At 67.5% G+C, this 11,816-nt stretch carries 8 protein-coding genes; 4 read left to right on the top strand and 4 right to left on the bottom strand.

Annotation, left to right across the window (positions count from 1 at the left end; translation table 11 throughout):
• Positions 1–14: 14 nt before the first annotated feature.
• The gene (locus AB0N89_RS29620; protein WP_364211000.1) at positions 15–1,661 is read right to left on the bottom strand and encodes a condensation domain-containing protein; all 1,647 of its coding nucleotides are present in this window, start codon (positions 1,659–1,661) and stop codon (positions 15–17) included.
• Positions 1,662–2,110: 449 nt separating this feature from the next.
• Here AB0N89_RS29620 and AB0N89_RS29615 point away from each other — a divergent pair, with 449 nt between their 5' ends.
• Entirely contained in the window at positions 2,111–3,346 is a 1,236-nt protein-coding gene (locus tag AB0N89_RS29615) for a cytochrome P450 (RefSeq protein ID WP_364210997.1), read from the top strand.
• A 60-nt stretch (positions 3,347–3,406) separates the two neighbouring features.
• Here the strand turns inward: AB0N89_RS29615 and lysX are convergent, their stop codons facing one another.
• On the bottom strand, positions 3,407–6,724 hold the full coding sequence (lysX, locus tag AB0N89_RS29610; RefSeq protein ID WP_364210994.1) for a bifunctional lysylphosphatidylglycerol synthetase/lysine--tRNA ligase LysX: 3,318 nt from the start codon (positions 6,722–6,724) through the stop codon (positions 3,407–3,409).
• Between the two features lie 244 nt (positions 6,725–6,968).
• Here lysX and panB point away from each other — a divergent pair, with 244 nt between their 5' ends.
• From panB to pip, 3 genes are all read left to right on the top strand, one after another.
• Positions 6,969–7,844 carry a 3-methyl-2-oxobutanoate hydroxymethyltransferase gene (gene panB / locus AB0N89_RS29605; RefSeq protein WP_364210991.1) on the top strand — a complete coding sequence of 292 codons (876 nt, stop codon included), beginning with the start codon at positions 6,969–6,971 and terminating at the stop codon, positions 7,842–7,844.
• Between the two features lie 225 nt (positions 7,845–8,069).
• A complete protein-coding gene (locus tag AB0N89_RS29600; RefSeq protein WP_364210988.1) occupies positions 8,070–9,044 on the top strand; it encodes a hypothetical protein in 975 nt (324 codons plus the stop codon).
• An 89-nt stretch (positions 9,045–9,133) separates the two neighbouring features.
• Positions 9,134–10,087 (top strand): prolyl aminopeptidase, encoded by a 954-nt coding sequence (gene pip, locus AB0N89_RS29595; protein WP_364210985.1) that lies wholly within the window; start codon positions 9,134–9,136, stop codon positions 10,085–10,087.
• Between the two features lie 6 nt (positions 10,088–10,093).
• Here pip and AB0N89_RS29590 read toward each other — a convergent pair whose 3' ends face one another.
• Both AB0N89_RS29590 and AB0N89_RS29585 read right to left on the bottom strand, forming a co-directional pair.
• Positions 10,094–10,900, bottom strand: coding sequence for an ABC transporter permease (locus tag AB0N89_RS29590; protein WP_364210982.1), 807 nt, complete (start codon positions 10,898–10,900; stop codon positions 10,094–10,096).
• Between the two features lie 9 nt (positions 10,901–10,909).
• Entirely contained in the window at positions 10,910–11,794 is an 885-nt protein-coding gene (locus tag AB0N89_RS29585; RefSeq protein ID WP_364210979.1) for an ABC transporter permease, read from the bottom strand.
• Positions 11,795–11,816: the final 22 nt, after the last annotated feature.

Genomic DNA, 11,816 nt, shown 5'->3' with positions numbered 1-11,816 from the left:
TGGCGTAGGCGAGGTCAGGCCTGCGGTTCGACCGCGCGCCGTTCGCGGACGGCGCCGAGCAGCCGCTCACGGCTCCCGCGCGCTCCGCCCGCCTGCTTCTTCTCCGCGTTGACCAGCAGATCGGCGTGACCGCGGACGGTGCCGGCGCGGAACAGGTCGACCGTCTTCACCATCCGGCCGGACACTTCGCGCAGCTTCTCCACCAGCACCACGAGGCGCAGGGAATCGCCTCCGGCGTCGAAGAAGCTGACGTCGTCGCCGAACTCCTTGTTGTCGAGCACCTCGCTCCAGACGCCGCGGACGAGGTCCAGGCGCACGGCCGGGTCGTCGAGGTCGAGGGCTTCGGTGGCGGGCTTGAGCACGGGTTCCTCCGGGGATCGGGCGAGATCGGCGACACCGCGTCGCAGATCGAGAAGCAGGCCGTCGATCGTTTCGTCGCTGAAGAGATCGGCGGGGTAGTCGAGCGTGAGCTCCAAGCGGGATCCGTCCGCGACGTGCACGAACAACGCGAGATCCCACTTGCTGTACTGGGGTTCCAGTGGCCGGAACCGGCCGACGACGCCGGGCGCGAGGTCGAACGGCGCGGGCACCTCGGCGAGGTTCACCAGGACCGGGGTCATCGGCAGCCTGCCGACGTCGCGTTCGTCGTCCAGTTCGGCGGCGAGCGCGTCCAGCGGGACGTCGGCGTCGATGAACGTCTCCATGCCGGAGTTCCGCGCCTCACGCAGGAGTTCGCGCCACGTCGTCGTCTCGTCGAGACGGATGCGCAGGACGAGGGTGGACATGAACATCCCGACCACGCCGGCGGAGACCGGATCGTCGCGGCCGGGCCAGACCACCGAGAAGAGGAAGTCGCGTTGCGCGCCGCGGCGGGCGAGCGTCGCGGCGAGGATCGCGACGCCGGTCATGAAGGCGGTGCAGCCCGCTTCGGCGGACGCCGCCAGCACCCGCGCGGTGACCTCTTCGTCGAAGGCGGTGCGCGCGTCGGCGCCGATCATGGACAGGTCGGCGTCCGGGCGCCGGTCGTAAGGCAGGTCGACCGTGGTCGGCGCGCCCCGCAGGCGTTCGACGGCGTCCGCGATCCGGGGCGCCAGCTCACTGTCCGGGATCGGCACCTGGACCTGGGCGGGATGGACGGGTTCGGGCAGCACGACCTCTTCGCCGGTCAGCGCGGCGCGGTAGTGCAGGCCGATCTCGTCGAGCAGGATCTTCCTTGACGTGGCGTCGAAAACGATGTGGTGCACGGTCAGGACGAACACCGTGGTGTCCGGACCGACGCGGATGAGCTCCGCCCGCGCCGGCGGTTCGTCACCGAGGTCGAAGGGGGTGTAGCAGAGGACCTCGACAAGCCGTTCCAGCTCGTCAGTGGTCCAGTCCTCTTCGACGGCGTCGAGGAAGCCGGCCTCCGCGGGCTCGCCGTCGGTCCGGTACTCGACGCGACGGTGGGTGGTTTCGAGCCGGAATCGCGATCGCAGCGCGGGATGCCGCGCCAGCGCCCGGCTGATGGCGTCCGCCAGCGCGCCGTGGTCGATCGGCCCGGTGAACTCGATGACCGACGGGATCAGGTACGTCGGGCGCAGCCGATCGATCCGGTCGACGATCCAAATGCCCTGTTGGGTGGGCGTGGCGACATGCCAGACACTGGCCGATTCAGATGGCATTCCTCTGCCGTTTCCCCAGGTAGATGAACAGCCTGAACAGAAAGAAAAAATGCACAGCGCAAAGAAGAAAACAAATTGACGCGGTGGCTGAATTCCCCAGAAATCGAACCCCCAATTGCCCTCAAGACGCTACGAGGGCACCGCCGCGACTGTCAACTCGTCCATTCGTGGAGATCTGACATCCGAGCTACGAAAGCAGTGATTCGGACACCCTTGACACTGATCGAACACGCGTGCTTGACTCTGCCCGCATCTGGGGTCGAAGCAACGCGGTTCACTGAATGCGTTGTGCTGCAAGGAAAGAAGCGACGGCGATGACAGCCGTCCCCGGCAATTCATTGATCCATTGGGCGCAGTGGCGACTGGGGTGTTCGGCGTAATCCGCCACTGTTCCATTCGGGTGCGGTCACAAACATCGCGGTCAGCCGTTGAATGAAGGGAACGCGCACATGACGGTCGAGGACACCACCAGGGGCTGTCCGGTGCATTTCAGCGGCGCCGACCTGGTCGACCCTTTCCTGTACGCCGACGGCGACGCGCATTCGATCTGGCGTGAACTGCGCGAACAGGACGGGCTGAGCTGGCACCAGGTCGACGCCGAGCGCGGCTTCTGGTCGGTGGTGAAGTTCGCCGACACCGACTTCGTCATGCGCACCACGGAACTCTTCACCTCCGAACGCGGCACCATGCTGGAACTGCTGGGCATGGACGATCCGGCGGGCGGCAAGCAGCTCGTGGTCACCGACCCGCCGCGGCACACGATCATGCAGGCGCGGCTGAAGAAGGCGCTCGCGGTCCGCGCCGTGGACAAGCAGCGCGACATGGTGCGGGAACTGGTGCTGGGCCTCATCGCCCCGCTGGGTGACGGCGGCGTCTTCGATTTCGCGCAGGCCATGATGACCATGCCGATGGCGGTCACCGGGCGGATGATCGGCCTGCCCGAAGAGGACTGGCCGTGGCTGACGAAGCTCACCAGCGCCTGCGTCGCCGCCGACGACCCGGAGTTCCAGATCGCGGACGGCAAGGACGCGACACTGGCCGCCGCCCACCGGGAACTGTTCGTCTACTTCCAGGACCTGGTCTCGTACCGGCGCGACCACCTCAGCGACGACCTGCTCAGCGTGCTGATCTCGACCGAGTTCGAGGGCAGGCACATGTCACCGAGCGAGATCGTCGCCAACTGCTACAGCCTCCTGCTCGGCGCGAACGTCACGACGCCGCACGCGCCGAACTTCGTGTTCGCGGAGTTCATCGAGTCCGATGTCCTCGACGACTGGACGCGGCACCCGGAGACCACGCAGACCGCCGTCGAAGAGGCCCTGCGCTGGTCTTCGCCGGTCAACCACATGCTGCGCTACGCCACCCAGGACGTCGTCCTGCGCGACACGAAGATCGCCGCCGGCGACGCGGTGGTGACCTGGCTCGGTTCGGCCAACCGCGACGAGGAGCAGTTCCCGGACTCGGAGACCTTCGACATCCGGCGCAAGCCGAACAAGCACCTCGCGTTCGGCATCGGGCCGCACTACTGCGTCGGGCACAGTGTGGCGCGGATGAGCATCCGGATCCTGTTCGAGGAGCTGCTGAGCCGGTTCCACGATTTCGCCCCGGCGGGCAAGCCGGAGCGGATCACGTCGAACTTCGTGTCCGGGTACAAGCGGGTGCCGATCACCGCCCGCCGGCGATAGCAAAGGTCCCTTGCTCTCTTTCCGCAGGTCAGCGGGCCACGCGAGAGCAAAGGTCCCTTGCTACCCCTGAGGCCGGACGAACGGGAACAGCACCGTCTGCCGGATCGAGGCACCGGTCAGCATCATCAGCAGCCGGTCGATGCCGATGCCGAGTCCGCCGGTCGGCGGCATGCCGTGTTCGAGCGCGAGCAGGAAGTCCTCGTCCAGTTCCATCGCCTCGACGTCCCCGCTCGCCGCGCGCAGCGACTGGGCCTCCAGCCGCCGCCGCTGTTCGAGCGGGTCGGTCAGTTCGGTGTAGGCCGTGCCGACCTCGGAGCCGAACGCGATCAGGTCCCAGCGCTCGGCCAGCCGCGGGTCCACGCGATGTTGCCTGGTCAGCGGCGAGACGTCGGTCGGGTAGTCGGTGTAGAACGTCGGCAGCACGGTCGCGCCTTCGACCAGGTGCTCGTGCGCCTTCAGCACGAGATCGCCGTGCCCGGCCTCCTCGTTCACCGGCACCCCGGCGGCCCGGCACAGCCGCCGGAGCTCCTCGACCGAGGTCCCCGAGTCGATCTTCTCCCCGAGCGCCGCGGAAACGGCCTCGTGCACCGGGATCACCGGCCAGTCGCCGGAGATGTCGTATTCGACGACGGTCCCGTCCGGCCCCGGACGGCGAACGACCTGCGCGCCGTACGCCGCCTCCGCCGCGTGCTGCACGAGTTCCCGTGTCAGGTTCCGCATAGTATTGTAGTCGGCATAGGCCTGATATGCCTCCAACATGGTGAATTCCGGGTTGTGCGTCGCGTCGACGCCTTCGTTGCGGAAGTTCCGGTTCAGCTCGAAAACGCGCTCGACGCCCGCCACGCACAGTCGTTTCAGGTACAGCTCGGGCGCGATCCGCAAATACATCCGCATGTCGTAGGCGTTGATATGGGTGACGAACGGACGGGCGTTGGCGCCGCCGTGCACGGTCTGCAACATCGGCGTCTCGACTTCGAGGTAATCGCCCTGATGCAGCCTTTCCCGCACCGCGCGCACCACGGTCGACCGCATCCGCAGCATCGCCGTCGAATCCGGGTTCACCGCGAGGTCGAGGTAGCGCTGCCGCACCCGCGTCTCCGGGTCCGTGAGGCCCTTTCGCTTGTCCGGCAAAGGATGCAGGCTCTTCGCCGTAACGGTCCATTCGTCGACGAGCACGGACAGCTCACCGCGCCGCGACGTCACGACCCGCCCGCTCACGCCGACGTGGTCGCCGAGGTCGACGCCCCGCCGCCAGCCGCCGAGGTCGAGGACCGCGGCGTCGAGCATCAGCTGGATCTCGCCGCTGAAGTCCTTGACCCGCGCGAAACAGAGCCCGCCGAGGTTGCGCATCGCGAGCACCCTGCCCGCGACGCGCACCCGGTGATCGGTGTGCGTGTCCGGGCTCAGGCCGCCGAACTTCGAGACGACGTCGCCGAGCAGATCCTCCCGGGCGAAACCGACCGGATACGGGTCGATCCCGGCTTCGCGCAGGCTGTCGAGCTTCGCCATCCGGACGCGGACCTGGTCGGGCCGCCGCACCTGTTTCGGCGCGGGCATGGCCGCGTTCGCGTCGATGCGGTGGACCTCGGCCACGAATTCGTCGGTGACCGTCTCCAGTTTCAGCGCCCGCGCCGATCGTCCGGTCGGGACGAACCCTTCGAGCGCGCCGGCGACGATGCCGACCCGCGGCAGCCGCCGAGCCGAGGAGTAGCAGAGGAAGCGCGGCTCCCAGTCCGGTCCGTACTTGGCGTTGGACCGGTAGAGCGATTCCAGCTGGAAGAACCGCGACGCCATGCTGAGCACGCCACGCCACGCGCGCAGCACCGGGCCCGCGCCGATCCGCTCCCCTTCGGAGAAGACCGCGCGGAACATCGCGAAGTTCAACGAGATCCGCTGCGCGCCAAGGTGTGAACTCGCCGCCACGACCTCGGCGACCATGTACTCGTTGAGCCCGTTCTCGGCGTCGCGGTCGCGCCGCATCAGGTCGAGGGACAGGCCGCGACGGCCCCACGGAACGAACGACAGCATCCCGCGAAGCTCGCCCTTGGCGTCGTACGCCTCCACCATCACGCTGCGGCCGTCGCTCGGATCGCCGAGCCTGCCGAGCGCCATCGAGAACCCGCGTTCGGTCTCGGCGCCACGCCACTGCTGCGCGTGCAGTAGCAGCCTGGCCATCTCGTCGACGGGGATCTCGCTGTGCCGCCGGACTTTCGTGGTGTATCCGGCCCGTTCGATCCGTTTGACCGCTTGGCGGACCGAGCGGCGTTCCGGACCGGCGAGACTGAAGTCGCGGACGTCGAGGACCGCCTCGTCGCCGATCTCCAGCGCGCGCAGACCCGCGTCGGCGTAGACCTTCGCGCCGCGTTCGCTCGCGCCGAGCACGCCGGGCGTCCAGCCGTAGATGCGTGACTCGTGCAGCCAGGCGCGGACCGCGTCCGGCCAGGCGTCGGGATCGCCGATGGGATCCGCGCTCGCGACGCTGGTGCCCGCGAGCACGCGGTATGCCACGGCGGCGCGGCCGTTGGGCGAGAAGACGACGCTCTTCTCGCGCCTGGTGGCGAAATAGCCCAGAGAGTCGTCTTCGCCGTGTTCGGCAAGAAGGCGGCGTACGCGCAGTTCTTCCTCGTCTGTCCTCAAGCGACGGCTGCGCACACCGCGGAAAAGCGTGTACAGCGCGGCCGTCGCGACGGCTGTCGCGCTGAGGTCGAGGACCAGGTCGAGCCAAGCGGGCCCTTCGCCGATGCCGACCTTGCGCAACTGGATGTTCTCGCCGGTCGTGTGGTTGACGACCCACGCGAACCTCGCCCAGGTGTCCACGAGGCGTCCCGGGAAGGCCTCGCTCAGGCCCCAGCCGACGAGGATGACCGCGGCCAGGCCGCCGAACAGGACGGTGAGGCCGTCGCGCCAGGCGCTCGGCGCGAGCCGGGCCGGGAACGCGGGACGCAGGATCCAGAGGAACGCGAACATGCCGATCGAGATCAGGTCGGCGATGGCCAGCACCCATACCTGGTGCGGGATGTGCCGGACCTGCCACGGACCCAGTTTCAGCAGCTCAGGCCACCACAGCAAGGCGGCCTGGAAGGCCAGCGTCACCGCGAGGCCGCCGACCTGGAACAGCAGCAGCGTGTAGAGCGCGGCGCGTTTGCGGCGGCGGAGCGCGGCGCCGAGGACGACGAGCAGCAGGACGATCACGAGGCTCGCGTTCGTCGGGATGCTCAGCGCCGAGAAGGCGACGTCGCCGACCCTGAGTACCGGTCCCTTCACCCCGCCGGCGAGGAGGAGGATCACCGAGAACACGGCCGCGAGCTGCACGAGAGTGGCGACGATTCCGCCCGCCCTCGCCTTCCACGGCGAGACACGGCTCGCTGGGTTTCCCATTCTGGCCTTTCGCGGTGCTCACAGATGATCGACAGCTGCTCTTACTTGACGTCACACAACCCCGTGTGGTTGTCAACGAACATCATCCTCTGGTCTGAATTTCATCCACCACAGGCGTGACGGGCCGGTGTGAAGCTGGTCGCAGGACCTTGGGAGCGGTAATCCCCCGTGTCACGCTTTGAGACGTTCAGCTCCACGACCCGGGGACCTCTTCGAGGCCTCGAGGGAAGGACGGTCGACAAGGATGTCTGCCACCGAAAAGGATCCCGGCGAGCTTGCCGCTCCGTACGGCACCGGCGCCGCTCCCCAGAGTACGTCCGGGAAGAAGGTCCGCGTACACCACCTTCGTGACATGAAGGAGCGCGGCGAAACCTGGCCGATGCTCACCGCCTACGACATGTACACGGCCGCGCTGTTCGACGAGGTGGGCATTCCCGTGCTGCTCGTCGGGGATTCCGCGGCGAACAACGTCTTCGGCTACGACACGTCGCTCCCGGTGACCGTGGACGAGCTGCTTCCTCTGGTCCGCGCGGTGACCCGTTCGACGAAACGGGCGCTGGTGGTGGCCGACCTGCCGTTCGGCTCGTATCAGCTTTCGCCGCAGCAGGCGCTGGAGACGTCGGTGCGGTTCATGAAGGAAGGCCGCGCGCACGCGGTGAAACTCGAAGGCGGCCGGAAGTTCGCGCCCCACGTCGAGGCACTGACGTCGGCCGGTGTCCCCGTGATGGGACATATCGGATTCACGCCGCAGAGTGAACACAATCTGGGCGGCTACCGGGTCCAGGGACGCGGTGAAGCGGCCGAAGCGCTGCTCGCCGACGCACTCGCCCTGGAGGAGGCCGGCGCCTTCGCGGTCGTCATGGAGATGGTGCCCGCCGAAGCGGCGAAGCGGATCACACACGAGCTGAAGATCCCGACCGTCGGCATCGGCGCCGGGCCGGACTGCGACGCGCAGGTGCTCGTCTGGCAGGACATGGCCGGGCTACGGCGCGGCAAGACCCCTCGCTTCGTGAAGAAGTACGCCGACCTCGCCGGTGTGCTGGCGGGGGCCGCGTCGGCGTTCGCGGAGGACGTCCGGCGGGGCGAGTTCCCGGCTTCGGAGCACTCGTTCCACGACTGACCTGCGAAAAGAGAGCAAGGGGCCTTTGCTATCGCCTCCGTCAGAGCGGGCGATAGCAAAGGTCCCTTGCTCCCTTTCGGGGTGGGCCTCGCGAGGCGACCCTCCTTTAGTTGTTCACATACATGAACTTCAATCATGTCCTTGACTAGCGTTCGTAAAGAGGCTTAACGTCTAGCCCGTCGCCGCCACGACCGAGCTTCGATCCCTCGACGAGGAGGACCACGGATGCGTGTTCGTGAGCGGGTTCTGGCCATCGCGACCGGTGCCGCCTTGCTGTCGACGCTGGGCGCGTACCCCGCACAGGCCGCGACGGTCCGCGTAGGGACTTCGGAGCAGCTCTCGGCGGCGCTCGCTTCGGTCACTCCGGGCACCGTCATCGAACTCGCGGCCAACACGACCTTCGCGGGCAACTTCAAGGCGGCGAAGAGCGGCACGTCCGGCAGCCGCATCACGCTGAAGGGGCCGCGAAGCGCGGTCCTCAAGGCCGCGGCCGGGCGCACCCTGGAACTCACCGGCAGCTACTGGAACCTGACCGGCTTCACCCTCACCGGTGGCCAGAAGGGCCTGATGGCGACGGGCGTCAAGAACACCGTCGTCGACGGCGTCAAGGTCACCGGCGTCGGCCACGAGGGCATCCACTTCCAGTACACGAGCACCGACAACGTCGTGAAGAACTCCGAGGTGACCGACACCGGCCTCGAATACGCGGGCTACGGCGAGGGCATCTACTTCGGTTCCGCGAAGGGCAACTGGCCCGGCGGCACGCCCGACCGCAGCGACCGCAACAAGGCGCTGAACAACAAGATCGGCCCGAACGTGCGGGCGGAATCGATCGACATCAAGGAAGGCACCACCGGCGGCGAACTGCGCGGCAACGTCTTCGACGGGACCGGGCAGAGCGGCGAACACTTCGCCGACAGCTGGGTGGACCTGAAGGGCAACAACTACGTGGTCGCGGACAACCGGGGCAGCAAGGTCTTCGTGCACGACGCGACCTACGGCGGCTTCGAGGTCCATGTCCAGCTCGACGGCTGGGGCCGCGACAACACCTTCTCCGGGAACACCGCGGACGTGCGGTCCGACCACGCGTACGGCTTCTATCTCGTGAAGGCCGCTACAGGGAACAAGGTCTGCGCGAGCAACAAGGTGACCGGCGCCGGAAAGGGATTCGCGAACGTGGCCGCCACGGCGGGCTGCTGACGCGATCGAAGACCGGGGGCCCGCTCAGCCCGGCGGCGGGGGCGGGCCCCCACCCTTCGCGCACTCGAAGATTCGGGCACAGTGGTCCTATGGACGACCTCTACCCGCCGATCCATGTGCGCGCCGAGGGCACGCTCGACGTCGGTGACGGGCACCGGATCTACTGCCAGGAGGCCGGGAACCCGGACGGCAAACCCGTGGTCGTCCTGCACGGAGGCCCTGGTAGCGGCATCTCTCCGATGGCCAGGCGGCATTTCGATCCCGAGGCCTACCGGATCATCCTGTTCGACCAGCGGGGCACCGGCCGCAGCACTCCGCACATCGGGGAGCCGGACGTCGACCTGTCGGTCAACACCCTCTGGCACCTCGTCTCGGACATGGAAAAACTACGCGAAAGGCTGAATCTCGAAGAATGGCAGGTGTTCGGCGGCTCGTGGGGCGCGACCCTCGCCCTCGCCTACGCCGAGAGCCATCCGAGCCGCGTCACCGAGATCATCCTTCGCGGCGTCTTCACCGTCCGGCGCAGCGAACTCGACTGGATCTACGGCGGCGGCGCCGCGCACCTCTTCCCCCGTGAATGGGAAGCGTTCCTCGCGCCGATCCCCGAAAAGCGGCGCGAGAACCCGATGTCGGCCTACCACGAACTCGTCTACCACCCCGATCAGGTGGTGCGGGAGCGTGCCGCCATCGCTTGGAGCACCTGGGAAGGCGCGATCGTCAGCCTGCGCCCCGATCCCGCGTTCCACAACCAGTACGCGTCACCCGACTTCGCTGTCACGTTCGCCCGGCTGGCACTGCACTATTTCTGCCATGGCGCGTGGCTCGAAGAAGGACAGTTGATCCGGGAAGCCGGGAAACTCTCCGGAATTCCCGGCGTGATCGTGCAGGGCCGGTACGACGCGGTGTGCCCGCCGGCGACGGCCTGTGAACTGCACGGGGCTTGGCCGGACTCGAAGCTGGAAATCGTGGAAGCGGCCGGGCACGCGGTGACGGATCCGGGGATGCTCGCGGCCCTTCGAGACGCGACGGATTCCTTTCGTTAGAAGCGGTTAAAGCCGTCCGCCCGAAGTCGAGTCGCCCGAAAGCCGTTGCGCCAGATAGACCGGCACCGTCGAAGCGAGGATCAGCACCGCCGCCACGACGTTGACGATCGGCGCCTGGTTCGGCCGGAACAGGTTGTTCAGGATCCAGATCGGCAGGGTTTCCAGGCCGGTCCCGAGGGTGAACGTCGTGACGATGATTTCGTCGAACGACAGCGCGAAGGCCAGCAGGCCACCGGCCATCAGGGCCGAGCGCAGCATCGGGAAGGTCACCAGCCGGAACGTCGTGAGCCCGTCGGCGCCGAGGTCCATCGACGCCTCTTCGAGATTGCCGCCCATGCGCCGCAAGCGCGCGACGACGTTGTTGAACACCACCACGATGCAGAACGTCGCGTGCGCGACGATCGCGGTGAACAGACCGAGGTCGATGCCGAGGATCGTGCGGAAAGCGTTGTTCAGCGCGATACCGGTGACGATACCGGGCAGCGCGATCGGCAGGATGATCAGCAGCGACACCTGGTTGCGGCCGAAGAAACGGTATTTCTGCAGCGCGAACGCCGCCATCGTGCCGAGCACCAGCGCGATCGCCGTCGCCGCGAGTCCTGCTTGGACACTCGTGCCCAGCGCGTTCAGCGCGCCCTCGTTCTCCGCGGCCCGCCCCCACCATTCGAGGGTGAAGCTCGACGGCGGCCAGCCGAAGGTGGTGTCCGCGTTGAACGAGTTGAGCAGGACCACCAGCAGCGGGAAGTAGATGACCGCGAGGCCGAGCACGAGCGCGGCGAGCAGGATGTACTTGGTCGTCCGGGAAAGCCGCATCGCGCGCTCCTACAGGTTGTCCAGCGCACCCGTGCGGCGCACGGCGGCGAGATAGGCGAGCATGATCACCACGGGCACGGTCGCGACGGTCGCCGCGAACGGCAGGTTGTTGGCCGCGCCGATGTTGTCGTAGACGACGTTGCCGAGCATCTGCGACGTGCCGCCGACGATCTTCACCGCGATGTAGTCGCCCAGCGACAACGAAAACGTGAAGATCGACCCGGCGACGATGGCCGGGAACGTCACCGGCAGCACCACGGAACGGAACGTCCTGAACGGCCGCGCGCCGAGGTCGCCCGACGCGTCCACCAAGGAGTTCGGCAGCCGCTCCAGGCCCGCGTAGATCGGCAGGATCATGTACGGCAGCCACAGATACGACAGGGTGATCACCGTCGCGAGCACACCGTAGCCGGGGGTGTCGAGGCCGAACGGGTTGAGCAGCCAGTGCAGGACGCCGTTGCCGGACAACATGGACCGCCACGCGTAGGCCTTCACCAGGTAGCTCGCCCACAGCGGCGTCATGACGGCGATCACCAGGAGCCGCCGCGCCCTCGGCGAGGCGAATTTGGCCATGTAGAACGCCATCGGGAAGGCGATGATCGCGGTGATCACCGTGACCAGCCCGGCGATCCCGACCGTTCGGAGGGTGATCGTGCGATACACCGCGTCGCTGAAGAGGGTGACGAAGTTGTTCAGCGACCACTCGGTCACGACCTGGCCGGTGAAGACGTCGGTCGTCCAGAACGCGGTCACGAACAACGCGGCCAGCGCGCCGAGGTAGGCGAGGCCGAGCCACAGCATCGGCGCGGACAGCAGGATGCTCAGGCGCAGCTTGGGTTTGCGGTACAGGAAGGCGGAGGCTTTCCGCCTCGGCGAATCGAGGGTGGTCGTCATTTTTTCCACCTAGGGATGGGAC

It is taken from the genome of Amycolatopsis sp. NPDC089917 (genome assembly GCF_040684635.1).
In the GTDB taxonomy this organism is placed as follows: Bacteria; Actinomycetota; Actinomycetes; order Mycobacteriales; family Pseudonocardiaceae; genus Amycolatopsis.
This window is presented reverse-complemented; position numbering and strand designations above follow the sequence as displayed.